At 70.1% G+C, this 26184-nt stretch carries 24 protein-coding genes and 1 tRNA gene; 22 read left to right on the plus strand and 3 right to left on the minus strand.

Features of this window, described 5'->3' with window-relative positions; all coding sequences use genetic code 11:
- From VFL28_10585 to VFL28_10600, 4 genes are all read left to right on the plus strand, one after another.
- A partial coding sequence (locus tag VFL28_10585; protein HET7265106.1) for an N-acetylmuramoyl-L-alanine amidase occupies positions 1–999 on the plus strand: 999 nt, incomplete at its 5' end.
- An 80-nt stretch (positions 1000–1079) separates the two neighbouring features.
- Positions 1080–1808, plus strand: coding sequence for a ribonuclease PH (gene rph, locus VFL28_10590; protein HET7265107.1), 729 nt, complete (start codon positions 1080–1082; stop codon positions 1806–1808).
- Positions 1805–2440 carry an RdgB/HAM1 family non-canonical purine NTP pyrophosphatase gene (rdgB, locus tag VFL28_10595; protein ID HET7265108.1) on the plus strand — a complete coding sequence of 212 codons (636 nt, stop codon included), beginning with the start codon at positions 1805–1807 and terminating at the stop codon, positions 2438–2440. The genes rph and rdgB overlap by 4 nt, the downstream gene beginning before the upstream one ends.
- Before the next feature lie 87 nt (positions 2441–2527).
- Positions 2528–3244 (plus strand): hypothetical protein, encoded by a 717-nt coding sequence (locus tag VFL28_10600; protein ID HET7265109.1) that lies wholly within the window; start codon positions 2528–2530, stop codon positions 3242–3244.
- A gap of 8 nt (positions 3245–3252) precedes the next feature.
- Here VFL28_10600 and VFL28_10605 read toward each other — a convergent pair whose 3' ends face one another.
- Entirely contained in the window at positions 3253–4908 is a 1656-nt protein-coding gene (locus VFL28_10605) for a DUF885 domain-containing protein (protein ID HET7265110.1), read from the minus strand.
- 58 nt (positions 4909–4966) lie between these two features.
- Between VFL28_10605 and VFL28_10610 the strand changes: the two genes are divergently transcribed.
- From VFL28_10610 to VFL28_10640, 7 genes are all read left to right on the plus strand, one after another.
- Positions 4967–5043: transfer RNA gene (locus tag VFL28_10610), tRNA-Pro, on the plus strand.
- A 1306-nt stretch (positions 5044–6349) separates the two neighbouring features.
- Positions 6350–7072: a class E sortase gene (locus tag VFL28_10615; GenBank protein ID HET7265111.1), complete on the plus strand. Its 723-nt coding sequence runs from the start codon at positions 6350–6352 to the stop codon at positions 7070–7072.
- On the plus strand, positions 7069–7347 hold the full coding sequence (locus tag VFL28_10620) for a PqqD family peptide modification chaperone (protein HET7265112.1): 279 nt from the start codon (positions 7069–7071) through the stop codon (positions 7345–7347). Before VFL28_10615 ends, VFL28_10620 begins: the two co-directional genes overlap by 4 nt.
- 65 nt (positions 7348–7412) lie before the next feature.
- Positions 7413–8177: a hypothetical protein gene (locus VFL28_10625; GenBank protein ID HET7265113.1), complete on the plus strand. Its 765-nt coding sequence runs from the start codon at positions 7413–7415 to the stop codon at positions 8175–8177.
- Positions 8152–8889, plus strand: coding sequence for an ABC transporter ATP-binding protein (locus tag VFL28_10630; GenBank protein ID HET7265114.1), 738 nt, complete (start codon positions 8152–8154; stop codon positions 8887–8889). Before VFL28_10625 ends, VFL28_10630 begins: the two co-directional genes overlap by 26 nt.
- The gene (locus VFL28_10635; GenBank protein HET7265115.1) at positions 8886–9698 is read left to right on the plus strand and encodes an ABC transporter permease; all 813 of its coding nucleotides are present in this window, start codon (positions 8886–8888) and stop codon (positions 9696–9698) included. Before VFL28_10630 ends, VFL28_10635 begins: the two co-directional genes overlap by 4 nt.
- Positions 9695–10897: a nucleotidyltransferase family protein gene (locus VFL28_10640; protein ID HET7265116.1), complete on the plus strand. Its 1203-nt coding sequence runs from the start codon at positions 9695–9697 to the stop codon at positions 10895–10897. Before VFL28_10635 ends, VFL28_10640 begins: the two co-directional genes overlap by 4 nt.
- Here the strand turns inward: VFL28_10640 and VFL28_10645 are convergent.
- Positions 10841–11464, minus strand: a complete 624-nt coding sequence (locus VFL28_10645) for a CAP domain-containing protein (GenBank protein ID HET7265117.1) — start codon at positions 11462–11464, stop codon at positions 10841–10843. The genes VFL28_10640 and VFL28_10645 overlap by 57 nt on opposite strands.
- 390 nt (positions 11465–11854) lie before the next feature.
- On the opposite strand from VFL28_10645, the gene VFL28_10650 reads away from it, so the two are divergent.
- Positions 11855–12277, plus strand: coding sequence for a hypothetical protein (locus VFL28_10650; protein HET7265118.1), 423 nt, complete (start codon positions 11855–11857; stop codon positions 12275–12277).
- A 77-nt stretch (positions 12278–12354) separates the two neighbouring features.
- Here VFL28_10650 and VFL28_10655 read toward each other — a convergent pair whose 3' ends face one another.
- Entirely contained in the window at positions 12355–12621 is a 267-nt protein-coding gene (locus VFL28_10655; protein HET7265119.1) for a hypothetical protein, read from the minus strand.
- 301 nt (positions 12622–12922) lie between these two features.
- On the opposite strand from VFL28_10655, the gene VFL28_10660 reads away from it, so the two are divergent.
- The 10 genes from VFL28_10660 to VFL28_10705 all read left to right on the plus strand — a co-directional run bounded on the left by VFL28_10660 (position 12923) and on the right by VFL28_10705 (position 26172).
- Positions 12923–14506 carry a fatty acid--CoA ligase gene (locus VFL28_10660; GenBank protein HET7265120.1) on the plus strand — a complete coding sequence of 528 codons (1584 nt, stop codon included), beginning with the start codon at positions 12923–12925 and terminating at the stop codon, positions 14504–14506.
- 15 nt (positions 14507–14521) lie between these two features.
- Positions 14522–16909 carry a 3-hydroxyacyl-CoA dehydrogenase/enoyl-CoA hydratase family protein gene (locus tag VFL28_10665; GenBank protein HET7265121.1) on the plus strand — a complete coding sequence of 796 codons (2388 nt, stop codon included), beginning with the start codon at positions 14522–14524 and terminating at the stop codon, positions 16907–16909.
- Positions 16910–16924: 15 nt separating this feature from the next.
- Positions 16925–18100: an acetyl-CoA C-acyltransferase gene (locus VFL28_10670; GenBank protein HET7265122.1), complete on the plus strand. Its 1176-nt coding sequence runs from the start codon at positions 16925–16927 to the stop codon at positions 18098–18100.
- Between the two features lie 17 nt (positions 18101–18117).
- Entirely contained in the window at positions 18118–19851 is a 1734-nt protein-coding gene (locus VFL28_10675) for an acyl-CoA dehydrogenase family protein (protein HET7265123.1), read from the plus strand.
- 4 nt (positions 19852–19855) lie between these two features.
- Complete coding sequence (locus VFL28_10680; protein HET7265124.1) at positions 19856–20629, plus strand: SDR family oxidoreductase; 774 nt, start codon at positions 19856–19858, stop codon at positions 20627–20629.
- Positions 20626–21621 carry a Gfo/Idh/MocA family oxidoreductase gene (locus VFL28_10685; protein HET7265125.1) on the plus strand — a complete coding sequence of 332 codons (996 nt, stop codon included), beginning with the start codon at positions 20626–20628 and terminating at the stop codon, positions 21619–21621. The genes VFL28_10680 and VFL28_10685 overlap by 4 nt, the downstream gene beginning before the upstream one ends.
- 355 nt (positions 21622–21976) lie before the next feature.
- The gene (locus VFL28_10690) at positions 21977–22276 is read left to right on the plus strand and encodes a hypothetical protein (GenBank protein HET7265126.1); all 300 of its coding nucleotides are present in this window, start codon (positions 21977–21979) and stop codon (positions 22274–22276) included.
- A 177-nt stretch (positions 22277–22453) separates the two neighbouring features.
- A complete protein-coding gene (locus VFL28_10695) occupies positions 22454–23890 on the plus strand; it encodes a copper amine oxidase N-terminal domain-containing protein (protein HET7265127.1) in 1437 nt (478 codons plus the stop codon).
- Positions 23891–23989: 99 nt separating this feature from the next.
- The gene (locus VFL28_10700; protein ID HET7265128.1) at positions 23990–25195 is read left to right on the plus strand and encodes a copper amine oxidase N-terminal domain-containing protein; all 1206 of its coding nucleotides are present in this window, start codon (positions 23990–23992) and stop codon (positions 25193–25195) included.
- A gap of 92 nt (positions 25196–25287) precedes the next feature.
- Positions 25288–26172 carry an ABC transporter permease gene (locus VFL28_10705; protein ID HET7265129.1) on the plus strand — a complete coding sequence of 295 codons (885 nt, stop codon included), beginning with the start codon at positions 25288–25290 and terminating at the stop codon, positions 26170–26172.
- The last annotated feature ends 12 nt before the right edge of the window (positions 26173–26184 follow it).

The raw sequence follows: 26184 nt of genomic DNA on the forward strand, positions 1-26184 counted from the left end.
CCCGCCGCACCTCCGGTCGCCGCGCCATCCGCCGTTCCGCCGGACGCCTCGGGCACGGCGCCCGAGCCGCTCGCACTGCCGCCGCTGCCGGAGTTCACGGACCGGCCCGGCGCCTTTCACGTCCAGACCGTCGCGTACGACGATCAGGGACAGGCCGGCCGCATTGTTATCCAGGCCTCGCAGAAGGTGACGTTCTCGGTGCACGAGTTCGTCTACCCCGAGCGCTTGGCGATCGACATCACGGGCGGCGTCTACCTCGCCCGGCGGCACGATATCGAGGTCGACAGCGAGACGGTCCGCAACATCGTCGTCTCGCAGTTTCAGCTGAAGCCCAACCTCACGCGGGTGCTGGTGCACCTTAACCAGAAGATGCCGTACAGTGCGGCCGTCGCCGACGCCGGCCGCACGCTCATCGTCACCCTGGGCAACCCAGGGCGCCGCCTGGCCCGCGGTTCGGCGGTCATCATCGACCCGGGCCACGGCGGCAGCGATGGGGGAGCGGTCGGGCCTTCGGGCCTGCGCGAGGCCGACGTCGCGCTCGCGATCTCGCGGCTGGTCCACGACGCCCTGGCGGGACAGGGCATCGCCTCCGTTCTGACCCGGAGCGGCGACACGACCGTCCCTCTCGAGGAGCGGCCCGATCTCGCGCAGCGCGACGGCGGCGTGGTGTTCGTGAGCATTCACGCCAACGCCAGCCGCAGCGTGGGGGCCGCCGGCACCGAGACGTACTACCAGACGTCGGAGAGTCAGGCGCTGGCCCGCGTCGTGCAGTCCGAGGTGACGCAGGCGCTCGGCGAACCCGACCGCGGCATCCGCACGGCGGACTTCTACGTGCTGGTCAACACCCCGATGCCGTCCGTGCTCGTCGAGACCGCGTTTATCACCAACCCGACGGAAGAGACGATGCTCGGCGACTCCGCCGTGCAGCGCCGGATTGCCGACGCGATCGCCCGCGCGATCGCCAAGTACCTGCGCGCATCGGGGGGCACGGCGCCCTAGCCCCCCGTGAAGGGGAACCGGACCGCCGTAGGCGCGGGCGCCGGAGGAGGGCTCCGTCGGCTGCGCGAACCCGAACGCTTATGGCAGCACGCCGCGACGGCCGCCCGCCGGATCAGCTCCGCGCCCTCACGCTCACCCGACGGTACACCAAGTTCGCCGAAGGCTCGGTGCTCGTGCAGCTCGGCGACACGCGCGTCCTCTGCACGGCTTCCGTCGAGGAGCGCGTGCCGCCGTTTCTGCGCGGCAGCGGCCAGGGCTGGGTCACCGCGGAATACGGAATGCTGCCGCGGTCGACTCTGGAACGAACGCCCCGCGGCGACCGCCCGGGCGGCCGTGTGCACGAAATCCAGCGCCTGATCGGCCGGTCCCTGCGCTCCGTGATCGAGTTGCAGAAGCTCGGCGAGCGGACCGTGACGCTCGACTGCGACGTCCTCCAGGCGGACGGCGGCACGCGCACGGCGGCGATCACCGGCGCGTTCGTCGCCCTCATCGACGCGCTCACGCTGCTCCGAAAAACCGGGGCGCTGCAGCGGGTGCCGGTGCGCGAGTTTCTCGCGGCCACGAGCGTCGGCATCGTCGACGGCACGCCGGTGCTCGATTTGTCCTACGAAGAAGACTCGCGCGCCCGTGTGGACATGAACGTTGTCATGACCGAGTCCGGCAAGTTCGTGGAGCTGCAGGGCACCGGCGAAGGCGGGCCGTTCACGAAGGCGGAGGCCGCGTCGCTCATGCAGCTTGCGGAGCGCGGCATCGTGACCCTCATCGTAAAGCAGCGCGAGGCGCTGGCCGACGTCCTCACGGGGTTGTGACCGCGCCGCGGCTCGTACTCGCGACCCGCAACGCGGGCAAGGTACGCGAGATCGCGGCCGTCTACGAGGACCTCGGGGCGCGCCTTTCGGGCCTCGAGGATTGGCCGGACGTCGGGGAGCTTCCGGAAGAGGCCGACACGTACGCGGAGAACGCGGCGAGTAAGGCCCTGACGGCCGCGCGCGCGACGGGGCTGCCGGCGCTCGCCGACGACTCTGGAGTGGAGATCGATGCTCTTGGCGGGGGGCCGGGGGCGCGCTCGGCCCGTCTCCTCGGTCGGAGCGCCACCGACGCCGCCCGCAACGCGTACGTCCTGGAGCGGCTGACCGGACTTCCACCGGAACGGCGCACCGCGCGCTACCGCGCCGTCGTGGCCGTGGCGACTCCGGACGGCCGTGTCGAGACGTTCGAAGGCGTGTGCGAGGGCGCGATCGCCGAGCGACCGCGCGGCGGCGGCGGCTTCGGGTACGATCCGATCTTCGAGATCGCCGGGGACGGCCGCACGATGGCGGAGGTCCCGGCCGAAGTGAAAAACAGCATCAGCCACCGCGCCCGTGCGCTGCGGGCCGCCCGCACAGCCGTCGCGCGCGTGATCGCGGCCGGGCAGGAGCGCTCGCGCGCCGACGCCAAATAGGACTCCGCCCCCGCGGACGCGGCACCGGCCCGCGGAAGGCGCGGGCATCGCCGTCGTGCGGGTTCCCCGTCAGGGAGGAGGGATGCGTTGAGCAAGTTCCTCACGTATTGGTCGCTTGCGTTCGCGGTCTTTTTCATCTGGATCGTGTCGATCGTCGTGGCGCTGGCGGACGTCAAGGACGAACTGCTCGACAAAATTCACAAGCAGTGGGTGGCGCGGGGAAAAGCACGACTGCGGCCGGCTGACCCCCTCGCAGGGCGGTCGGTCGCAGAGACCCTCCCGTCGTCGCCCCGCACCGAAGCACAGGAATGGGTGTACGGTGAAGTTTTCCGCATCGCGAACTCGCTCAAGCTGGGCGTCAACATCGTCGTGCTCCAGGATTCGATGGACCATTTTCTCGTGCATTTCACACTGGGGTCGCGCCTCGTGACGTACCGCGTCGACAAGGCGTGGGTGGCGGACGCGCGCGCGGGGAAGACCGACCAGCTCGAGCGGATCCGCCGCGCGGTTGAGCAGTATCTCCGAGTCGAGTTTCTCGGCGAGAAGCCGGCGCCGCCGCCGGCCGCCCCGAAGCCCGCGGCACCAACCGCGCCGGCAGGCGCGAAACCAGCGGCGCCCCCCGCGCCGCCCGGCGGCCCCGGCGCTCCCGCTCCGGCTGCGCCGGGTGCGGAGATGAGCCGCGAGGACCGCATCGCCGCGGCCAAGGCGAAGGCGGACGCGATCAAAGCGCAGCGCGCGGCCGGTCAAACGCCCGGCGGGACCCCACCGGCGGACGGCGGTCCGGGAAAGCCGGCCGGAACCTAGCCGGCGCCTTACAGGGGCCGGTGCACGTCCTCGCCCAGGAGCGTCCGTCTGGCGAGCGGCACGGGCGGCGCGCCGAGCGCGAGCAGCGCGTCGTTGAACCCGCGGAGCGTGAAGCGCGCGTCCTCGCGGGCCCGGACGTCCTCCCGAAGCCGCCGCAGCATCAGCTTCCCCAGCGTGTAGTTGAGATAGCCTGGATCAAAGGTGCCGCGGACCGCTTCCTTCTCGGCCGGGAGCTGTTCCAGATACGCGTGATCGACGAACATCTTGGCCGCGTCCTCGACGCGCATGCCGCGTGTATGCATCTCGATCGCCACGATGAATCGGACATCACGCAGCAGCGCTTCGGACAACTGCGCGATGCGGAGCGGCAGGTCGTCGGGCCGGAAGCCCTGCTCGAGCATGAGTTGTTCACAGTCATGCGCCCAGCCCTCGACGAAGGCGTAGCTCGTCAGCACTTGGCGGAGGGGCCGGCCGATGCCGCGCACGTGAAGAAAGTGCACGTAGTGGCCCGGGTAGACCTCGTGAATGCCGACGTCGCGCAGGGTCGCGTAGTCGAACTTCGTGAGCCACTCTTCCGTTTGCGCCGCCGTCCACCCGGGCTCAGGCGGCGTGACGTAGTAAAACGATTCTGACGACGGCTCGAACGGCCCGGCGGTGTCCATCATCGCAAACGCCCACCGCAGAAAGGGCGGGGTGGCTTCCACTCGCGCCGGGACGTCCGACGGGATGGTGACGATGCCGGCGGTGGTCACGAACGCCCGCAGCTCATCCAGCACGCGCGCCGCTTCGTCGATCAAGCGGTCGGGCGCCGGGTGATCCGCCGCCTGGCGGCGGATCGCGTCGCGGACGGCGAGGCCCGGCGCGGCGACCTCGCAGGCGGCGCGCAGCCGCTGCGTATTCTCGGCGAGATCCTGCCGTCCGATCTCGAGGAGGCGGTCGAGATCGAGCTCCACCATCTCGCCGGTGCGCAGCATTGTTCGGAACCGCTCTTCACCGATCGCGAACTCGTCCGTGGCCCGCGGCCGGGCCTCGTCAGTGAGGTACTGGACGAATCCCCGCAGCGCCGCCAGCGCGGCGCCGTTCGCCCGCTCGAACGCGGACCGCGCCTCGGGGGCGCCTCCGGCCCGCACCGCGGCCGGCAGGTCGCCCTCGTGGTAGGCGACCGCTCCGCCGTACACGTCGAGCGCCGTGTCGACGAACGACCGCGGCAGGGGAACGCGGAGGGTCGCACGCGCGGCGCGGAGCACGTCGGGAATCTGGCGGACGTGTTCGGTGAGCGCGGCCAGCCGGCGCTCGAACGGCGCGTAGTTGCGCTTCACGTAGTTGCTCACGTCGATCGCACTGCTGTAGGCGATCGGGTTGCGTTCCGGTTCGCGCAGCGATTCCAGCTCGAACATCTCTTCCTCGATCGCCACTTGCAAAAGCGTCAGGTCGTGCCGCTCGTCCCGGGTGAGGCCGCCCTCGGGCACCGCGGCTGCGCGCGCCGCCTGGGCGCGCAGGGTAGACGCCCGCTCGGCGCGGGCGCGCTCGCTGAAGCCCGGCACGCGGCCGTCGTATTCGTGAAGACCGAGAGAGGCGGCGAGCGTGGGATGGGTCTCGTAGAGCGATTTCAAGAAGTCGTCGGCGAGGGTGGCCAGGCCGTCGCCGGATGTGGCCGGAGGCATAGAGCGCGGTTCACCGGGTCGCGCGCCGAACCCTTGAATGTGTTACGATTTGGCCGGCCGGGGCGTGGCGCAGCTTGGTAGCGCGTCTGCTTTGGGAGCAGAAGGTCGCCCGTTCGAATCGGGCCGCCCCGACCAGATTTTACTGAGGTTTGTGCAGGGGTCTGCGAGGTCTTCGTTACCGCTGTCGTCTCAGCCGAGGGCGACAATGGCGGCGAAGCCAGCGTCGAGTCCCCTCAGTAGGTAGTGCCGAGCGGCCTGGGCGAACATGCCCCGCCAAGCTGTCCGACCCCGCAACTCGCCGGCCGGCCGCGCAACGCCAGCGCGACGCTTCTATCGCTCGGAGACGCCTACCGCAGGATCAGATGGCCGGTCGCTGCTAGAATAATCGCGCCCATCAGCAGGAGGAATACCAGCATCGCGTCACCCCCTTAGTTTGAAGTTTTCTTGGTCTGCTCACGCGCCCATCGCGCTTGAGCGGCCTTCCGGGCGATAGCCTTCCGACGTGCCGGAGAAAGTCTCTCGGCCCGAACCCGACCACCGCGCGGGCCTCCGATCTTGCCGCCGATCGGACCGCCCTTGAGCCCCCCGAGCCGGCCGAGGATGGCCGCCGCCTCGCTGATTACTTTCCGGTCCGTCGCCATACCTTACAGAATAGATGAGGGCGGTCCTGGCTGTCAATGCTTGAAGAGCGGATAAAATGCATTGCGATGCCCGTACATGTGAGCGCCTTACAGTCCGGTAGCGCGCGATTCCTCCTCGAAAACTCCTCCAAAGGTAGTATTTACAATCACATCGCGCGCGTCAAAATAGTGTGTACAAGAATCTATAGAAGGAGCGCGTGAGGGGAAACCGCGGTGTCTCGATACGGCATTACGGTCCAACCGCTGTCGCTTCACATCGGCGCCGTCTCGTTTTCCCCCGTCCCGCCGCCCGTTTCGGGAGGGTCGACGGGCGGTACCGGCGGCGGGAGCGCGGCTCCATTCCTTCTTCCGCTGATTGGACTCTTGTTTGCCCCGTTGCTGGCAGGAGCGCCGCCATCGGCTCCGACGGCGCAGCCCGGGGCGCCCGGCGCGGCGCCTCCGGTCGTCGCGACACCGGCCGCGCCTGTCCCAACGGCGCCGAGCGGCCCGGCTGCCGTCCCGGGGAGCGGTCCGAGCACCCTTCCGCGTTCCGTTCCCGCGGCCCCTAGCGTGCCCCCGGCTGCCACCGCCGTACCCGCAACGCGACCCGGTATTGTCGTGTTGCCGAAAGGGCCCACGCCGGTTAAGCCGCCGACGCTTTCGTCCGGCCCGCGGCTGGCTACGGCACCCCGTCGTCCCCGTTTGCCTTTCACCGGTGAGGAGTTGTGGCTCCCCGCGCTGGTGGGCCTGGAGCTCATCGGCTTGGGTGCATTCCTGCGGGAGCGGTCGCGGCGCGCGGCGGGGAAACGACGTTCGCATCGATGAGGGCACGACGGCCGGTCGAGGTCCGCGTCCTGGCCGGGTTGTCAACGGTCTGCTTCATCGCGGGCGCGGCGTTCATCGCGTGGCCGATTTCGCGCATACTGCTGACCGGCTACGTGACCGCTGAGATTCAGGACAAGGCGCTGGCGTCATGGGAGCACGGCACCGGCGACCGTGCAGGCGATTCCCTGGTCCTCGAAATTCCGCGCCTCGGCGTCCGGCGGTATGTGCCGAACGGGGCCACAGTCGACAATCTTCGCGCATATGGAGTCGGCCATATCTCGTGGACGCCCTTTCCACCGGTCGCGGACCGCGTCGCCGCGGCCGGTCGTCTTGTGGACGGCACGTCGGACCCCGCAGACCCGCCGGCCGAATCTGGGGTGAAAGTCCCCGGGGACGTTGTCGCGATCGCGGGGCATCGTACGACGTACAGCGCGCCGTTCTTCCGTATCGGCGAACTGGGGCCGGGGGATGTGGTCGTTCTGCTGTACAAACACCGCCGGTACACCTATGCGGTGGAGCGGCAGATCACCGTGCGTCCCTCCAATTCGGACGTACTGAACGGGTCCCGCGCAGAACTTGCGTTGGTCACCTGCTCGCCGCCGTACAGCGCCGCGTTTCGCCTCGTCGTCTTCGCACATCTCACCGCCGTCGCCGCCGCGCCGGCGTCTCGCGGTCCCATCTCGCCGGGGAGGGTTCGCTCGGCCGAGGCCCTCCGTTGACGGTCGCCCGCTACCTCGGCGCCCGTTTGGACGGTGAGATGGTGTTTCACGACCGTGAGACGGGCCGTCTGATTCGTCTCGAGCCCCACGCCGCCGCGGTGTGGGAATCGTGCGCCGAGCCGTCCGCGGACGCCGGCCGCGAGACTTCAGAAGCGTTCCGTCTCCCGAGGCCTTGGAGCGACGTTGAAGAGGTGCTGGCCGAACTCGAGCGCGCCGGGATGGTTATGCGGGTGGGCAGGCAGTGGGTTCGTCCGGCAGTCGAATGGACGGAGTAGCCGCGGACGAACGCGGAACGCCGGCCGGGCACGCCCGTGTTGCCATGCTGGAGGGGCCGCGATGGATGACCGACCCGGCGGACGCGGTTCTCGCGTCCCTCCGGTGCGACGCCGAGGCGTTGCCTCAACTCCACGTGACCATCGCCGCCGACGGAAGTCATGCGGTGGGAGAGGTCTCCGGACACGAACTGTGGTCGATCCGCGTTCCGCGGCAACGGTGGCTCGAAGTCCTCACGGGCCAGATCGTCGCCACAGTGACGATGCTGCTCCGCCGGCTTGTCTTTGTGCATGCCGGAAGCGTCGCCATCCACGACGGCGCGCTGCTTCTCGTGGGCGACAGCGGCGCCGGGAAGACCTCCACCGTGTCGGCGCTGCTGACCTGCGGCGCCGCCTATTTGTCCGACGAAGTCGCCCTGCTCGATCCCGAGGCCGGCACCGTGTTGGCCTTTCATCTGCCGATGGCCGTCAAGCCCTGGACCGCTCGCGCGGCCGGGCCATTACCGCCGGGGAGGCAGGTCGCCACCCAGGGAGCCGTCAGGTTTCATCTGCCGATTCGGTTGGCCCGCGCGGCTCCGCTGCGAACGGTGGTCTTCCTGGAACGTGGTGATCCGCCGCGACTCCGGGAGCTATCCCGCGCCGCGGCGATGCTGCGCCTGGCGCAACAGGCGTCGTCGTTCCGGTACGGCGTTCGCGTCGACGATGCATTTCGCGCCTGGGCCCGCGCCGTGCGAACGGCGCGTTGCGTCCAGTTGCAGGCCACGAGACCGGCCGCCCTCGCGGCGGCGCTGAGCCACATGGGTGCAGATGATCGAGACGCGGAATCTCGGTAAGACCTACGGCGCCGGGTTTTGGGGCGTGCGGCGCCGGCCCGTGCAGGCGTTGCGGGGCGTGACGCTGAGCGTGGCGCCGGGTGAGATCTTTGGCATTATGGGACCAAACGGCGCCGGCAAGACGACCCTGCTGCGCCTGCTGGCCACGCTGCTCCCGCCGTCGACAGGAACCGCAACAATCGGCGGCGCCGATCTGATCCGAGAGCCTGGGCGCGTCCGGCGGCTTGTGGGCTTGGCGTCGGGGGAAGACCGGGGGTTCTACTGGCGCCTGAGCGCACGCGAGAATTTGGAGTTCTTCGCCGGCCTGCTCGGCATGCCGCCCAGGAAGGCGCGGTGCCGCGCGGATGAGGTGCTGGACCTGGTGGACCTCGGCCACATGGGGCGGCGGCCCGTCGCAGAGTACTCCGCCGGTCTGCGCCAGCGTCTCGGCATTGCTCGCGCGCTCCTCGGGGAGCCGCGCGCCCTGCTCCTGGACGAACCCACCCGAAGCCTCGACCCACTTGCGGCATCGGGGGCGCTGGCGCTCACGGCGCGCCTGGCCCGCGGCGGCGCCGCCGTCGTCCTGGCCACCCACAGTCTTGACGAAGCGCAGCGCCTGTGTCACCGTGTCGCCTTTCTGGTGAACGGCGGCGTCGGCGAGATCGTCGACGTCGCGCCGGGGACGGCCTGTCTGGAATCCCAGTACCGGTCGGCGGTAGCGCTGCGGCGATGAGGCCGGTCTATCAGATCGTCGCCTGCGTTCGGCGGGACTGGCGACTGGCCAGATCGTCCGCCGTGGGCCTGGCGTGGCAGGCCTCGGCCGTGCTCTTTGCGACGCCGGTGCTCTACTACGTGGGCAGATTGGTCCACCGGGACACGCCGTCCCTCCGGCCGTACGGCGGCGACTATTTTGCGTTCGTGATCGTCGGGGTCGCCTGCTCCGGGTTCCTCATGTCCGCCATGGGCGCGTGCGCCGCCGCGACGCGGCAGGAGCAGATCGGCGGGACGCTCGACGCGCTGCTGACGCTGCCTGTTCCGAGATGGATCCTGGCGGCAAGCGTCTGCGTGTGGCCCATGACCGTCGCGGCCCTGCAGACCCTACTGTACCTCGGCTTCGGGTTGATGCTGTTCCACGTCGACCTGTCGCAGGTGAACCTGCCCGGCGTCGCCGTGATGGCGGTGCTCGCTCTGGCGGCGTTCGGCGCACTTGGCCTGTTCTCCACCGCATTCGTGCTGTTCTTTCGACGCGCGGAACCGTTCACCGGACTCGCGGCGGCGGCGGGCGCCTTGCTCAGCGGCTTGCTGTATCCGATCGACGTTTTGCCGCCGAGGGCGCGCGCCGTCGCGGAGATCCTGCCTCTGACGCACGCGCTCCACGGTCTGAGGCTTGCCGCGCTGCGCAATGCCGGACCTTCGGACCTGCGGGCTCCTGCGCTCGCGCTGCTCGTCTGGTGTGCTGTCGCCGTGCCGGCGGGCGTGCTCGCCGTCCGCTGGGCGTACGATGAAGCTCGGCGCTCCGGTACGCTCTGCGGGTACGGATGAGGTCTGGCCCGCCGTCCGGTCGCGCACAAGCGTCGGGTCCGCCGAGCCTCGGCGTTCCGACGGCGGCGGAACAACTCCTCGTCGCGCTCCTCCGGCCGGACGGCGGGGCGCCTGCGGCGCCGCTCCGGCGCGAATGGGATCGCTTCGCCGCGCTTGCCGCCCGCGAGCAGGTCTCGAGTCTGGTCCTTGCCGCGACGATCGAGCGATACGGTGCCGTCGTTCCCGAGGAGGTGCGTCGTGCGCTGGCCGCCGCGGATGCTCGGTCGCGGGCCCACGCCGCCGCCGCGTATGTGCAGCTTGCCGCGCTGCTTCGGCGCTTTCGTCGGGCCGGAGTCGCCGCGGCACTCCTCAAAGGCGCGGCGTTGTCCCGTTTTGTCTACGCCGGAGGCGGGCGAGGGTTCCACGATCTCGACCTGCTGGTGCCGTTATCGGACCGCGGCGCCGCCGAACGCGTCCTGATCCAGGCGGGGTACACGACCGATCGCGCCGCCACCGTCGACGACGTCGGCGAACGGGTCTACTGGGATGCTTCATGGCGGCGGGTCCCCGTCGACGTTCACTGGCGTCTTGACGCCGGGCCGGTCTCCCTGGGCCTGAACTGCGACGGCATGCTCCGTCGCGCACTGTCCGGCACGGTCGAGGGCGAGCCGGTGCTTCTCCTTGGCCCGGCGGACATGCTGGTCGCGCTCGCGGCGCATTTCGTAAAACACGTGTGGGGTTGCCGGCCACGACTGCGGTACCTGCGGGACATGGCGGAAGTAACGCGGTGCTGCTCGGTCGATTGGGGGCAGGTGGTGGAGGCGGCGGTGACCGCGCCCCGGGCGCGATCCGCCCTCCGCACGACGCTCGGCACCGCGGCGGAGCTCTTGGGGGCGGCAGTGGCCCCCGCGGCGCTCGACCGGCTGGCGCCGCTCCGGGGCCCGGCCGTCAACCGCCACTTGGGCGCGCTGATCCGGCGGCGACTGCTTCGGGGCGACACGGCAAGTGCGGCGCTTCTCCAGGTGGCGCTGATGCGCTGGCTCGATAAGGACACTGTCCGGGTGTACCCTGGGCTGGTCGCGTCGCTGCTCGAAGTCCGTACCCGCCGGCTCGCCGCGGGCGTTCTCGGTGTCCGGGGCCGCCGTGCGCTGCGCCGTCTGCGGCTACGGTCTCGGCGCTCCGGTGCGGCCACCGCCGGCGCGGCCGCCGGCAGCGATTGACGCTTGGCCTGCGGTCTCGACCGCGGGCGAAGTGTCCGAAAAATCCTCCACAACGATCACGCCGTCGTCGCGTCCGTCGATCACGGCGATGCCGACGGCACGGAACGCGGGATACATGATGTTGCGCCGGTGAGGCGCGCTTTGCCACAGGGCGAGATCGGCGGCGCGAATGTCGGGCGCGTAGGCAAGGTTCTCCCCGACGACGTTGAAGCGAAGTCCGCGGCCGCCCAAACGGTCCTCAAGCGTACGGCCGTCCCGGGAGACGTGGGATAGATAGCCGTGCTCGAACATCTCCTGACCATATGCTCGGGCGATCGCCCTGAGCATGACGTCTACCTGCAGAGGGCGCAGATGCTGGCCCACGCGCATGTCGTTGAGCCACTGGAGGACCGCCTCCTCCAGGCGCGCGTTGGGGCGGACGGCGATCGTTGGAGCGGGTATGCTGAAGACTTCATTCGGGCTGTCGGCGGAGACGCGTACGGGCGTCGCGGGCCCAGAGGCGATGACGAGCAGGATTACGGCGGCGATCGCTCTGAGCGCGGACCGGATTTGTCGAGACGGTGCCATGTCGACGTGCCTCCGGGGCATTCCAACCCGTCGCCCGGAGCCCGCGCACGCGAAGAACTGCGCTCGACACGACTCCTCGGATCAAGCCCCGATGCTCTTGTGGTCCGGTTCCGGCCCGTTTAGACTTCCAAGCGAATTGCGACGCCTTCCAGCGCGGGGAGATTCGGCGGAGGATTACCGTCAATTAGGGAGAGCGGCGGCGATCCCCCTTGGGGCGGTGGATTGAAGGATACGCACAAGGACCCGCCCTACGAGGCGGGCCGGACCTCCGTTCGATAGAGGGAGCGCAGACGCATCTCTGGAACGGCCCGGTGTCGGCCGCAACCACGAGAGTCGTTTCGTCGCCCCTCATTGGTTGGGGGGAGAGCAGCGATCGACGAGGGACGTGGCATGGTGGGCGCGATGAACGTTATCAAACCGTACCGGTGGGGCGGCACGTGGGTCTTCGACGACCCCGTGAGAGGGTTGCGCGCAAGACCCGTCCTTCTTGGGTCAACGGACGCGATCGCGAAGGTGTGGGATCAGGCGGCCTCGCGGTCTGCCCAACGGTTGATGATCGCCTTCGCCGCCGCCCCGTTCCAATGGCCGGGCTACCGGTTCGTGCTGAACTGGGCGGAAGAGCGTGACGGCGGTCACTGGTACCGCCTGAATGGCCTCGTGGTGCAGTGTCCCGCGCTTCTCCGGTATTTCGACGCCGCACCCCGGAGCATCTATTGCCAGGTAACGGTTATGCGGACGCCGTTTTCGATTTTTCAACCCCAGCCGAGTCACGTTCTGCGGCCATCGTTGACGGGGCGCCAGTCACGTCCTTGAACCTGTAGGTTGTCCACCGACGGACCAACGGGCCGGGTGGAAGCCCCGGCCCGTTGGTCGGGAGAGCACGGCTCCGCTCAGCGAGCCTTCGTAACCGCGGACGCCCTGGGCGACGTGACAAAGGCGATGATGCCCAGTCCCAACACCGGATACGCCCAGACGACCGCCCAGAAATCAATCGTGAGCACCTTCACGAACGCGCGGGTCACGACGTTGTCCATATCCGCGGCCGCCGACAGCCCGGCGATCAGCGCGACGGCGCAGACGAGCGACCACGCGATGATGACGTTCTTCGCCGCCTCGCACATTTCGCGCTTCTGGAGCGACTTCAACCAGCCGGCCATCCTCTTCCCCCTTTCGTGCCGTCGCGACCAAAGCCCCGGGGCCCCCCGATTCGGGCAGTAAACGACGGGGCCCGGCGTCGACGACGCACTGTATTCTGTATACCCCGCCGCGCCCCGCGTCAGACGCCACCCAGGCCGCGAGAGGGCAAGACGTAGCACCTGCCGCGGCGAAATGAACCGCCGCCGGAACGCCGAGGCGGGCACGGGAGGGACGTAGTCCGCGATCGGCGCGACTTTCCGGCGCGCTCCACCCGCCGGTGATCGACGGCGACCGCCGACGGAGCGAGGGGAGGGCCGGGCGATGAACGTTCCGCTTACACCGCTCGAGTTCAGACGCCGCGCGGAGACGCTCTTCGGCAACAAGGTCGGGGTGGTCGACGGCGAGAAGCGCTTCACGTACGCCGAGTTCGGCGAGCGCTCCCGGCGCCTCGCCGCGGCGATTCGCGACGCGGGCGTCCGGCCCGGCGAGGTCGTCTCGTTTCTCACCTACAACACCCATCATCTGCTCGAGGCGTACTACGGCGTCTTGCAGGCGGGGGCGATCCTCAACCCCATCAACATCCGCCTGCATCCGAACGACATCACGTACGTCCTCAACCACGCCGAGAGCCGCGCGCTGTTCTTTCATAAAGACTTCACGCCGATGGTCGAGACGATCCGCCCGGGTCTCGAGACCGTGCGCCGCTTCGTGTCCGTCGAGCCGGACGGCCCCCCCGCCTTCGGAGACGAGTACGAAGCGCTGCTCGCGCGCGCGACGCCGATGCGGGAAGATCCCGAGGTCGACGAGCACGGCATCGCCGAGTTGTTCTATACGAGCGGCACGACCGGGCGCCCGAAGGGGGTAGCGCTGACCCACCGGTCGCTCTACCTGCACGCGCTGTACGCGATCATCGGCAAGGGCGACACGGACGCATCGGTGATGCTGCACATCGTGCCCATGTTCCACGTGAACGGCTGGGGTGCGCCGCACACCATCACCGCCCTCGGCGGCACCCACGTCATGCTGCGCAAGATCGACCCCGTCGAAATCTTCCGCCTCATCCAGAAGGAGCACGTCACGGAGCTTCGCGGCGTCCCGGCCATCTTCAATGCGCTGGTCAATCATCCGGACCTCGGCCGGTACGACTTGCGCAGCCTGCGGCTGGCGATGAGCGGCGGAGCGCCGCCCGCCCCCGCGCTGGTCAAGGCAATCATCGACAAACTGGGCTGCGAGATGTTTGTCGGGTACGGGCTGACCGAGACCAGCCCGGTCCTGACGCTCGCGCGCCCCAAGGCGCACCTGTCACACGAATCGCCGGAGCGGCAGCTCGAGCGGCGGGCTCGGACGGGTTACGCGATCCTGGGGGTCGAGGTTCGGGTCGTCGACGAGAACGGCCGCGACGTGCCGGCCGACGGTGAGGCCGTCGGGGAGATCGTCACCCACAGCAACGTCGTGATGGACGGCTACTTCAAGGACCCGCAGGCCACCGCGGCCGCGATCCGCGACGGCTGGTTCCACACGGGCGACATGGCCAACATCGATTCGGAGGGCTACGTCAACATCGTCGACCGCAAGAAGGACATCATCATCAGCGGCGGCGAGAACATCTCCTCCGTTCAGATCGAGAACGCGCTCTACGCCCACCCCGCGGTCTTCGAATGCGCCGTCATTCCGGTCCCCGACGAGAAATGGGGCGAGGTCCCGAAGGCCCTCGTCGTGCTCAAGCCCGGTGCGGCGGCCGGCGAGGCCGACATCCTCGCGCATTGCCGGGAACGGCTCGCCGGTTTCATGATGCCGAAGTCCGTCGAGTTCCTCGACGCGCTGCCGAAGGGCGGAACCGGCAAGATCCTGAAAGCGCAGCTGCGCGACCGGTACTGGGCCGGACAGGAACGCCCGGTCCACTAGTCGGGGGAGAACCGCGTGCGCATCCGGCGGGCGATGGTCATCGGCGCGGGAGTCATGGGGAGCGCCATCGCGGCACACTTCGCGAACGCCGGCGTGCCGGTCTGGCTCCTGGATGTCGTGCCGCGCGAGCTGACGGACGAAGACCGCAAGGCGGGACGCGGTCCGGAGCATCCGGCGGTGCGTTCGCGGCTCGCGCGGGCGGGCAAGGAGCGGGCGCTCCGCATCTCCCCGCCGGCGTTCATGACCCCCGAACTCGCGTCGCTCGTCACGCCCGGTAACATCGAGGACGACCTGCACCACGCCCGGGAGTGCGACTGGGTTATCGAAGCCGTCGTCGAGAACCTCGAGGCGAAGCGGGCGCTTCTCGCCCGGCTCGAGGCGCACCGGCGGCCCGGGGCGCTGGTGAGCTCCAATACGAGCGGCCTCTCGATCAACGCGATGCTCGAGGGCCGCTCGGACGCGTTCCGGCAGCACTTCCTCGGCACGCACTTCTTCAACCCGCCGCGCTTCATGCGCCTCGTCGAGGTCATCCCGTCGGCGGACACGCTCCCGGCGGTGCTCGCGGACGCCGAGGACGTCATCGGACGGGTGCTCGGCAAAGGGATCGTCAAGGCGAAAGACACCCCGAACTTCATCGGCAACCGCATCGGGGCGTTCACTTCGTGCCTCGCGATCCGCCTGGCGCTCGAGGGCGGCTACACGGTCGAGGAGGTGGACGTCCTCACGGGGCCCCTCATCGGCCGGCCCCGGACCGGCACGTTCCGCCTCAGCGACCTCGTCGGGCTCGACACGTCGTATCACGTGCGCCGGAACGTCTACCAGAGCCTGCCCGGCGACCCGGACCGCGAGGTCTTCAATCCGCCGGCGCCGCTGCGTGGAATGGTCGAGCGGGGGTGGCTCGGCGCCAAGACCGGCCGCGGCTACTACTGGCGGCGCAACGGCGAAACGATGGTCGTGGATCTCGAGACCCTCGAGTACCGGCCCCAGAGGGCTCCGAACCTGCCGTCCGTGGCGGCGGTAGCCGGCGTCCCCGAGATCGGCCAGCGCCTCCGCGCGCTGCTCCACGGCGAGGACCGCGCTTCGTGGTTCGTGTGGCGGCTCGTCGGCCGCACGCTCGCCTACGCGGCGCGGGTGCTGCCGGAGATCAGCGACGACGTCGTGAACGTGGACCGCGCGATGCGGTGGGGCTTCCACTGGGAGCTTGGTCCGTTCGAGTTGTGGGACGCGCTCGGCCCCGCGGACGTCGCGGCGCGGCTTCGGGCCGACGGCGCGGCCGTCCCGCCCGCCGTGGAGGACGTGATACGCCGCGGCGACGGGCGATTCTATCGTGAGAGCGGGGGCCGCCGCCAATTCTTCGACACGGCGGCGGGCGCGTACCGCCCCGTGCCGGAGACACCGGGCGCGCTCGCGCTTGCCGACCTTGCGCGCACGCAGCGCCCTCTCGAGCGGAATCGGGATGCGTCGCTGCTCGACCTCGGGGGCGGCGTCGTCTGCGCGGCGCTGCACGCGCCGCTGAACGCGATCTCCCTCGATGTGATGCGGGTGCTGGAGAGCGCGCTCGACCGGCTGGAGGGCGAGTTCGAGGCACTCGTCATCGGGACTCAGGCGCGCGACTTCTGCGCCGGGGCGAGCCTGAAAGAGCTGCTGACCCTCGCGGACGAGGGGCGGTGGGCCGCGGTGGACGAGCGGACGCGTCGTCTGCAGGCGCTAACGCGGCGCATCCGGCGGGCGCCCAAGCCCGTCGTCGGCGCGCCGCGCGGGAGGGCGCTCGGGGCCGGCGCCGAGATCTGCCTCGCCTGTCCGCGCCTCCAGGCGGCGGCCGAGACGAACATGGGGTTCGTCGAGCCGGAGGCCGGCCTCGTCCCCGCCGGCGGCGGCACGACGGAGCTCGTGCGGCGGCTGCAGGCCCGTCTTCCGCCGGACGTCATCGCCGACCCGCTGCCCCTCGTGCAGTGGGCGTTCGAGTCGATCGCCCGCGCGAAGATCTCGCAATCCGCGTTCGAGGCGCGGCGCCTCGGGTACCTGCGGGAGGCGGACGGCGTGACGATGGACACCGAGCGGCTGATCCAGGACGCGAAGGAAGCCGCGCTGGCCATGGTCCGCGCCGGCTACCGGCCGCCGCTGCCGCAGCGCATTCGGGTCGGCGGCGAGCGGGTGCGCGCCGCGCTCTACGAAACGCTCTACATCTTGAAGACCGGCCGGCAGATCACGCCGTTCGACGAAGCGGTCGGCCGCCGGCTGGCGCACGTCATGAGCGGCGGCGCCGTTCCGGAGGGAACCGCGGTCGCCGAAGACTATCTGCTGGACCTGGAGCGCGAAGCGCTTCTCGGACTGCTCGGCGAGGCGAAGACCCGCGAGCGGATGCGGCACCTGCTGCAGACCGGCCGGCCGCTTCGCAACTGACGGAGGAGTGCTGCGATGCGTGATGCGGTGATTGTCTCAGGGGTGCGGACCGCGATCGGCAAGGCGCCGCGCGGCTCGCTTCGGGATACGCGCCCGGACGAACTGGCGGCGGCGGTGATCCGGGAGGCGGTGCGCCGCGTGCCGGGCCTCGCCCCCGCGGCGGTCGAGGACGTGATCCTGGGGTGCGCGCTGCCGGAGGGCGAGCAGGGCCTCAACATGGCGCGGGCGGCGGCGCTCCGCGCGGGGCTGCCGGTGACGACCTGCGGGCAGACGATCAATCGGTTCTGCTCGTCTGGTCTCCAGGCGATCGCCCTGGCTTCGTACGAGGTGATGACGGGGCAGGTGAGCGTCGCGGTGGCGGGCGGCGTCGAGAGCATGAGCCACGTGCCGATGCGCGGCAACAAGTACGCCCCGAACCCGCATCTCGCCGACGAGTGGCCGGAGGTGTACCTCTCGATGGGCCTCACCGCGGAGAACGTGGCGCGGCGGTTCGAAGTCTCACGCGAGGACCAGGACGCGTTCAGCCTGCGCAGCCACGAGCGGGCCGCCGCGGCGATCGCGGCCGGCCGGTTCAAAGACGAGGTGCTGCCGCTCGCGGTCCGGCGGTGGGACGACGACGGCGGCCGGCCGGTCGCGCGGGAGGTGACGTTTGCGTCCGACGAGGGGGTGCGCGCCGACACCTCGCTCGAAAAGCTGGGCGCGCTCCCGCCGGCGTTCGCCAAGGACGGGGTTGTGACCGCCGGCAACTCGTCGCAGACGAGCGACGGCGCGGCGGCCGTCGTGGTGATGGCCGACGAGACGGCGGAGCGGATGCGTCTTGCGCCGCTCGGCGTCTTCCGCTCGTTCGCCGTCGCCGGCGTGCCGCCGGAGGTCATGGGAATCGGGCCCGTGGAGGCCGTCCCGAAGGCGCTGCACCAGGCGCGGGTCCGGTTGCAAGACATCGACGTGATCGAGTTGAACGAAGCGTTCGCCTCACAGGCCGTCGCGGTCGCCCGGCGGCTCGAGCTCGACGAATCGCGGCTCAACCCGAACGGCGGCGCGATTGCCCTCGGGCATCCGCTCGGGTGCAGCGGCGCGCGCATCACCGTGACGATGCTGTATGAGATGGCGCGCCGGAACGCCCGGTACGGTGTGGCGACGATGTGCATCGGCGGGGGCATGGGCGCGGCCGGGGTCTTCGAGCGCGCATAGGGGGTGGGCGTGACGTTATGGATGTGACGCGCGCGGTCACGGGCGGCGGATTCCTCATCACGGCGGCCGGGCCGCGAGACGTGTTCACCCCCGAAGACTTTTCGACCGAGCACCGCCTCGCGGCGCGCAGCCTCACCGACTTCCTCGAGGCCGAGGTTGAGCCGCGCACGGCCGAGCTAGAAACCCACAACTATCCGCTGATGCGGCGGCTTCTGGTGAAACTCGGTGGGCTGGGGTTTCTGGGCGTCGACGTGCCCGAGGCGTATGGAGGCTCCGACCTCGATTTCATCACGTCGCTGCTCGTCTCTGAAACGATGAGCCGGGGCTCTTTCGCCGTGTCGTTCGGGGCCCACACCGGTATCGGGACCCTGCCGATCGTGTACTTCGGCAACGAGGCGCAGAAGCGGCGGTACCTGCCGGGACTGGCGTCGGGAGAGACCGTCGGCGCGTACGCGCTCACCGAACCCACCGCGGGATCCGACGCGCTCGGCGCACGCACCCGCGCGGTCCTCGCGGAGGACGGACAGGCCTACCGGCTCACCGGGACCAAGCAGTTCATCACAAACGCCGGCTTCGCCGACCTGTTTACGACGTATGCGAAGGTCGACGGCGAGCGCTTCACGGGTTTCATCGTCGAGCGAAAGTTCGAGGGTCTCGAGATCGGCCCGGAAGAGCACAAGATGGGCATCAAAGGCTCGTCGACCGCGAGCGTGTTCTTCGACAGCGCCCGCGTGCCCGCGGAGAACGTGCTCGGCGAGGTCGGGGCCGGACACCGCGTGGCGCTCAACATTCTGAACATCGGCCGCCTCAAGCTGGCGGTCGCCTGCGCCGGCGCGTCGAAGCGCGCGCTACGTCAGGCGATCGCCTATGCGATGGAGCGCCGGCAGTTTGGGCGTCCAATCGCGTCGTTCGGCCTCATTCAGCAGAAGCTCGCCGAGATGGCGGTGCGGATCTACCTGCTCGAGAGCATGATCTACCGCACGGGCGGGCTCATCGAGGCGGCGCGGGCGAGCGGTCCGGTGGTGCGGGCGGTTGAAGAGTATGCCGTCGAGTGCGCCGTCGACAAGGTCTATGCGTCAGAGGCGGCGGACTTCGTCATGGACGAGCTTGTTCAAATCTACGGCGGGTCCGGGTTCATCGAGGAGTACCCGGCGGCGCGCCAGTACCGCGATTCCCGGATCAGCCGCATCTACGAGGGCACGAACGAGATCAACCGGCTGCTGATCACCGGGATGCTGCTGCGCCGAGCGCAGCGGGGTCGCCTGCCGCTGCTCGAGGCCTGCCGGACCGCGGCTGAAACCCGATCGCTGCCGGCACCTCCGCAGGGCGCTCGGGACGGCGGGCCGCTCACAGACCTCCGCGACCAAATCGAGAGGGCGAAGCACGCCTGCCTGCTGGTTACCGGGCTCGCGGTCGAGCGCCACGGCGACGGGATCGGCGATCAACAGGAAGTGCTCGCCGCGGTCGCGGACACGATCATCGAAACCTTCGCGATGGAAAGCGGACTGCTGCGCGCGCTCCGGACCCCGCACGAGGGACGGGACGACCTGGTTCGGGCCGGGACGGCCGCCGGCATCGCGCGGGTGCACGGCTCCTGCCGCCGCGTGCTCGCGTCGCTGCTCGACGGCGAGGCGTTGCGGACGCGCCTCGACGCGGTGCGCCGGCTGCTGGACGGTATGCCCCCCGACACGTTTCATCTGGGCCGGCGCATCGCCGCGCGCCTCCTCGAGGCCGGCTCGTACGTGGCCTAAGCGCATGCGCGTACCGGACCTCTTCACCCTCTCCGGCCGGGTGGCGCTCGTCACCGGCGGTTCACGCGGCCTCGGCCTGGAGATCGCGGAGGGGCTCGGCGAGGCGGGGGCGGCCGTGGCGATCACCGCGCGGCGGGAGGAATGGCTGCGGAAGGCGGAGCGGGGCCTGCGGGCGGCCGGCGTCGCGTGCATGGCGGCGACGTGCGACATCGCGCGGCCGGACGCGGTGCGCGCGCTGGTCGATGCGGTCGTGGCCCGGTTCGGCGCGATCGACATCCTGGTCAACAACGCGGGCGCGACGTGGGGCGCGCCCGTGCTCGAGATGCCGTTCGACCGGTGGGAGCGCGTCCTGGAGACGAACCTGACGGGTACGTTCGTCGTGACCCAGACGGTCGGGCGCCTGATGGTGGATCGCCGTTACGGCAAGGTGATCAACATCGCCTCGATCGCCGGACTTGTCGGGAACCCTTCCGAGGTGCTGGACACGATCGGGTACAGCGCAGCCAAGGGCGGCGTCATCGCGTTCACCCGCGACCTGGCCGTCAAATGGGCTCCGCACGGCGTGTACGTGAACGCCATCGCGCCCGGGTTTTTCCGCACGCGCATGACGGAATCGCTGCTCGAGCGCAACCAGGCGCGGGTCGAAGCGCAGATTCCGCTCGGCCGGATCGGCCGGCCCGGTGAGTTGAAGGGCGTGGCGGTTTTCCTCGCGTCCGCGGCGTCGGACTACGTTACGGGGCAGGTCATTCCCGTCGACGGAGGGCGCACGGCGGCATGACCGTCAAAGTCGGCATCCTCGGCGCGGGCTTCATCGGACGCATTCACGCGCTCAACCTCAAGGCCGACCGGCGCGTTGCGCTGGTCGGGATCGCCGACGCGGTCCCCGCCGCCGCGGCCCGGCTCGCCGCCGAGGCGGGGACGTCTCCGCTTCCCACGCTCGCCGCGCTTCTTGACGCCGGCGCCGACGCCGTCTACGTGACGACGCCGAACACGCACCACGTCGAGCCGGTGCTGAGGCTGCTCGAACACGGCGCGCACGTGTTCTCGGAGAAGCCGATGGCGACATCGCTCGAGGGCGCCCTGAGGATCCTGCGCGCCGCCGAGCGGTCGCGCGGCGTCTACCAGGTCGGCTTCAACCGGCGGTTCGCCAATGTGTACGCGTTTGCGCGCGGCTTGATCGATGCCGGGCGCCTCCGGCCCGTCGCGGCGCAGCTGAAGCACAACCGCGGCGAGCTGCGCCAGCCGCCGTGGACGTCGGACCCAAAGGTCACCGGCGGATACCTGTACGAGACGCCGGTCCACCTATTCGACATGGCGCGCTTCTTGTTTGGAGACGCGGCCGAGGTGGAGGGGTGGGCGCGCCGGACGTTCTACGGGGAGCCCGACGCGTTTACGCTGCTCGTCCGGTTCCACACCGGGCTCATCGCGTCGGTTACGAGCGTCGCACACGCGAGCTGGCTGTTCCCATCGGAGCGGATCGAGATCTACGGCGACCACATGTCGGTCGCGACCGAGGAGATGGAGCGCGCGCAGTTCAGCCCCGGCGCGCGCGAGGAAGTCGAGGGGATCGACTGCGCCGCGATGCCGTTTGAGCACAAGTGGGGCTATGTCACCGAGGACCGTCTCTTCATCGACGCCGTGCTCGGCGAGCGGGCGCCGGCCGTCACGGCGCTCGACGGCTACCGGGCCACCGAGCTGGTCGAAGCCTCATATCGCGCGGTGCGTGACGGCCGTCCGGTCGAACTGCCGCTTCCGGGGCCGCCCGTCTAGCGCGTCACCCTCTCGCTCGACGCCCGCCGATCGGCTCCGCGTTTGGCGTTTGGTCCGTTTCTTGTCAGGGAAAATAATATGGCGTCACACGATAGGGCATTGAGAGGGGGTGGATAGAGCATGATATTCCTGCTCCTCGGTCTGCTCATCCTGGCCGCGACCGGTCACATGATTCTGCGCTGACCGAAACGCGGCGGGTGGACCGACGCTGCGCGTACCCGGCATGGTTCGACCTACCAACGTAAGGCACTGCCCCGGCCTCGACGGCTGCTCGCCGGGCCGGAAGTCCGAGAGAGACTCGATAGCGCGTACGGAAGAGAGCACGGTTGTTCACACACACACGAGGGAGGATCATATGCGCAAGATCACGTTGCTTGCTCTTGGCGTAATGGTTTTCACGACCGCGTTCGCCGGCGCCGCGATGGCTCAGTACAGTCCCCCGGCGCAGCCCGCGACTCAACCGGCGACCCCGGCGCCCGCGACGACGCAGACTCAGGGCCAATACCCGAACGTGGCCAATCTGAAGCCTTTCGCGGCGGAAGCCAACTTCATGTCCCTCGCCGGCTACCTGCGGTACCTGGTGTTTCAGCAGACCAGCCAGTGGCTGACCCGTGAAGAGGCGGTTCGCATCGTCAACCAGCAGCACGGGATGTAATTCCGGCAGTTTGTTCGCGCCTGTCGGCGGGAGGAGGGCGGCGCCCTCTTCCCGCCGCCGCTTTTCATAAAGTCTTCACATGCGGGGAGGTTTTCAAACGCCCGGCGTGAGGAACATCTGTCTTGATCCGTGCATGAGCGAACAGCGATTCTCCGAAAGGGAGGAGAGGTATCGACAGTGCTGACTACTTCGCAGCGCCGGCTGCTCACGATCGCGGTCGTGATCGCGATGAGCGCCGGCCTCGCTTCTACGACCGCGGCGCAAACGGCCGCCCCGTACGTGCGCGTCTTTGTGGACGGGGCCCCGGTGGCGTTCGACCAGCCGCCGGTGATCGTCGGCGGCCGGGTGCTCGTCCCGCTCCGCGGCGTGTTCGAGCGCCTCGGCGCGACGGTGACGTGGGACCCCATCTCGCAGACCGTGCTCGCGCAGAGCGGCGCGACCAGCGTCTCGTTGCGCATCGGCTCGCCGCAGGCGTTCGTCAGCGGGCAACCGCAGACGCTCGACGTTCCCGCGATGCTCGTCGGCGGGCGCACGCTCGTCCCGCTCCGTTTCGTCAGCCAGGCCCTCGGCGCGGGGGTGACGTGGGACGCCGCATCTTCGACCGTCCAGATTGCCGGCTCGGGCGCGGCGGCGGCGCCCATAACGGTTCCGCCGTCGGTCACCTATCCGCCGGCGCAGACCTACCCGCCGACCACGTACACGCCTGCTCCGCCGGTCATGCCCGCGGCGGTCTCGGGGACGGTGGTGCGCGTTGCCGCCACGACGTACCCGGGTCAACTGCTGGTGCAGACCGGCACGGGTGAGGTGTACACGTACAACGTCGTGTCCGGGACGACGATCGTCCGCATGAACGCGATCACGGGCGTGAGCGGCCCGGTGTCGCTGGCGGCGCTGCGGCCCGGTGACGCGGTCCAGGTGACGGCGGACCAGACCGGCACCGCCCAGAGCGTCCAGGCGACGTTCACACCGGCGGCGGCGCCGCCGCCCGCCGGCATCGCGTCGGTGACGGTCACGCCGAGCGGCCGCCAGTTGGTGGTCGGTGACGCGATGTCCGTCGTCGCGATCGGTCCCGCACACGGCACGGCATCCTTTGCGATCCAGGGGCTCCGGACCGGCATTCCGATGACGGAGTCCGCAAACCAGCCCGGCACCTACGTCGGTAACTATCAGATCCAGCCCGGCGACTACCTTGCCAGGGGCGCCGTGGTGGTCTCCATCACGGCGTCCAACGGGCAGCTGCTCACCGCGACGGCTCCGAGTCCGGTGTCAATCAACGCCTCGGCGATCATTCCACCGGCGCCGGGCGGGGCTCCGGTGATCGGCAGTCCGACCCCGGGCAGCGGGATCCGCACGCCGTTTACGGTGACGGGGACCGCGCCGCCGGGCGCGCTCGTCCGCGTGGAGGCCGACTACAGCGGTACGGTTCTCCTCATTGCCGTGCGGGGGACGCTCGGCACGCAGACCGTGACGGCCGACGCGAACGGCAGTTGGGCGGCCGCGTTCACCCAGGCGCCGCCGGTTCGCGGCGTGAGCGTGACGATCTCCGCGCAGGTGGTGGACTACACCGGTGCGGCCCGGTCGCCGTCGACCACGGTCAACACGACGTTGCAATAGTGCTCCCCGTGTCTCGCTCGCGGTAAGTGCACCGGACCTGGAACCCTGCCGGGGCGGCCCGCGTTCTACGGGCCGCCCCGGTGTGATAGGAGCGTCGCTGTGCAAACGGACCCACCGCATCGCGTTCTGATCGGCTTCGCCCTCGGGGCCGTGCTCGCGGCCGGCCTCGTGTTCGCCGCCGCGGCGCAAACCCCGGCCCCGTACGTTCAGGTCTATGTGGATGGGCATCGGGTAGCGTTCGACCAACCTCCGGCGATCGGCAACGGCCGCGTGCTGGTGCCGCTGCGCGGCGTGTTTGAACGGCTCGGCGCAACCGTCTCGTGGGACCCCGCGTCGCAGACCGTACTCGCCAAGCGCGGGGCGGCGAACGTCTCGCTGAAGATCTCGTCGCCCCAGGCGTTCGTGAACGGACAGGCGCAGTTCCTCGACGTACCGGCGATGCTGATCGGTGGGCGCACGCTCGTTCCGCTCCGGTTTGTGAGCCGGGCGCTTGGGGCGATCGTAGCGTGGGATCCCGCGACGACGACGGTGCAGATCACGCGCACCCGCGCGACGGCCGCGCCTCCTGCCCGCGTACCATCCGCGGGGACACACGCCGCCGGCATCGCGCCAACCTCCAACCCGTTCGGTTCTGCCGCCGGCGTCGCCAACGGGATCGACGTGGCCCCGGCCGGCGCGGCGCTCGCGCCGATCAGCGCGGTGACAATCTCGCCGACCGGACGGCCCCTGATGACCGGTGACGTGATGACGGTGGTCGCCACCGGTCCGGTCCACGGCGCCGCGACGTTTTCGATCGACGGAGTCCGGCAAGGGCTGCCGATGCGCGAGTTCATCAGCGCGCCCGGCACGTATATCGGCACCTATGCGATCCAGCCGGGCGACAACGTGACCGCCACCAACGTGGAGGTTTCGATCACGGCCCCCACGGGACAGATCGAGACGGCCGCCGCACCGGCCCAGGTGTCGGTCAGCTCCCCGCCGCGCGGGCAGGCCGGCGGCGCGCCGGTCATCAGCAGCCCGGCGCCGGGCGCCGGCATCCGCGCGCCGCTTACGGTGACCGGGACCGCGCCTCCGGGTTCGCTCGTTCAGGTGCGGGCCGACTACGCGGGCGCCGGCGCGACCCCGAACCTGCGCGGCACGTTGGGAATGCAGACGGTAACGGTGGACGCGAACGGCAACTGGTCCGTCACCTTCGCGGCGCGCCCGCCCGTGCGGGGGACGGCCGTCACGATCTCCGCGGTGCTGGTCGACGCCACCGGCGCGGTCCGGACGCCCGCGACGACGGTGAACACGACGTTACAGTAACCGGCGGCGGATACGGCGCGGCGGGGCGGCCGGCGGGGCCGGCCGCCCCGCACTTTTTCACGCGTCGCCGCGTCCAGTATACTGGCAGGGCGATGGCGCGGCGAACGGCATCGGAAACGATCGGCACGCTCCCCGGCGCGGGCGGTTCTCATGTCCGCGGGCTCTCTCGCGCCGCGTCGTCCGACGCGGTGCGCGCCTCCCGGCGCCTGCCCGCGGTGCTCGCGGCCCTCGGCGCCGTGCTTGCCGTCTATCTCGTGCTGCCATTCGTCGTGGGCCTCGCGTCGCTCGGCCGCGCCGATACGGTTGCGGCTGCCCGCGATGCGGCCGGCGCGGGCGCGGTCGGCGTCTCGCTTGCGACCGCGACGATCTCGACGGCGATTGCGATCGTCCTGGGGGTGCCGCTCGCTTACGTGCTCGCGCGCGGCGAGTTCCGAGGGAAGTCGGTCGTCGCGGGCGCCATCTACTTGCCGCTCGTGATCCCGCCGCTCGCCGGGGGCCTGCTCCTGCTCACCATCTTCGGCCCGTACGGGCTGCTCGGAGGATGGCTCGACGCCCGCAACATCCAGATCGCCGACGCTTGGCCGGGGATCGTCCTCGCCCAGGTCTTCGTCGCCGCGCCGTTCCTCATTGTCGCGGCGCAGGTGGCGTTCGCCGGGGTGGATCCCGCGCTCGAACGCGTCTCGTACGCCCTCGGGGTGCCGCCGCTGGCGACTTTCTTTCGCGTGACGTTGCCGCTCGCGTGGCCGGGCATCCTCGCGGGCCTGCCGCTCGTCTGGCTGCGCGCGCTCGGCGAGTTCGGCGCGACCGTGATGCTGGCGTATCACCCGTACTCGCTGCCCGTGTATCTGTTCGTCCAGTTCGGGGCGCAGGGGCTGCGGGCGGCCCTCCCCATCGCGGCGATCCTCGCCGCGCTCGGTATCGCTGCGCTCGCCGCGGTCCGGGCGGCCGGCGGCGTCGGCGGGGAGCGGACGCGGTGAGGCGGCGCCGGC

This window comes from bacterium (assembly GCA_035691305.1).
Lineage (GTDB): Bacteria > Sysuimicrobiota > Sysuimicrobiia > Sysuimicrobiales > Segetimicrobiaceae > DASSJF01.

Bases quoted from the DNA above. Each gene is read 5' to 3' on its own strand.
- rph (HET7265107.1), top strand. From the start codon at position 1,080: ATGGCAGCACGCCGCGACGGCCGCCCGCCGGATCAGCTCCGCGCCCTC.
- VFL28_10605 (HET7265110.1), bottom strand. From the start codon at position 4,908: ATGCCTCCGGCCACATCCGGCGACGGCCTGGCCACCCTCGCCGACGAC.
- VFL28_10615 (HET7265111.1), top strand. From the start codon at position 6,350: ATGAGGGCACGACGGCCGGTCGAGGTCCGCGTCCTGGCCGGGTTGTCA.
- VFL28_10625 (HET7265113.1), top strand. From the start codon at position 7,413: ATGACCGACCCGGCGGACGCGGTTCTCGCGTCCCTCCGGTGCGACGCC.
- VFL28_10630 (HET7265114.1), top strand. From the start codon at position 8,152: ATGATCGAGACGCGGAATCTCGGTAAGACCTACGGCGCCGGGTTTTGG.
- VFL28_10635 (HET7265115.1), top strand. From the start codon at position 8,886: ATGAGGCCGGTCTATCAGATCGTCGCCTGCGTTCGGCGGGACTGGCGA.
- VFL28_10640 (HET7265116.1), top strand. From the start codon at position 9,695: ATGAGGTCTGGCCCGCCGTCCGGTCGCGCACAAGCGTCGGGTCCGCCG.
- VFL28_10645 (HET7265117.1), bottom strand. From the start codon at position 11,464: ATGGCACCGTCTCGACAAATCCGGTCCGCGCTCAGAGCGATCGCCGCC.
- VFL28_10650 (HET7265118.1), top strand. From the start codon at position 11,855: ATGGTGGGCGCGATGAACGTTATCAAACCGTACCGGTGGGGCGGCACG.
- VFL28_10655 (HET7265119.1), bottom strand. From the start codon at position 12,621: ATGGCCGGCTGGTTGAAGTCGCTCCAGAAGCGCGAAATGTGCGAGGCG.
- VFL28_10660 (HET7265120.1), top strand. From the start codon at position 12,923: ATGAACGTTCCGCTTACACCGCTCGAGTTCAGACGCCGCGCGGAGACG.
- VFL28_10670 (HET7265122.1), top strand. From the start codon at position 16,925: ATGCGTGATGCGGTGATTGTCTCAGGGGTGCGGACCGCGATCGGCAAG.
- VFL28_10675 (HET7265123.1), top strand. From the start codon at position 18,118: ATGGATGTGACGCGCGCGGTCACGGGCGGCGGATTCCTCATCACGGCG.
- VFL28_10680 (HET7265124.1), top strand. From the start codon at position 19,856: ATGCGCGTACCGGACCTCTTCACCCTCTCCGGCCGGGTGGCGCTCGTC.
- VFL28_10685 (HET7265125.1), top strand. From the start codon at position 20,626: ATGACCGTCAAAGTCGGCATCCTCGGCGCGGGCTTCATCGGACGCATT.
- VFL28_10690 (HET7265126.1), top strand. From the start codon at position 21,977: ATGCGCAAGATCACGTTGCTTGCTCTTGGCGTAATGGTTTTCACGACC.
- VFL28_10705 (HET7265129.1), top strand. From the start codon at position 25,288: ATGGCGCGGCGAACGGCATCGGAAACGATCGGCACGCTCCCCGGCGCG.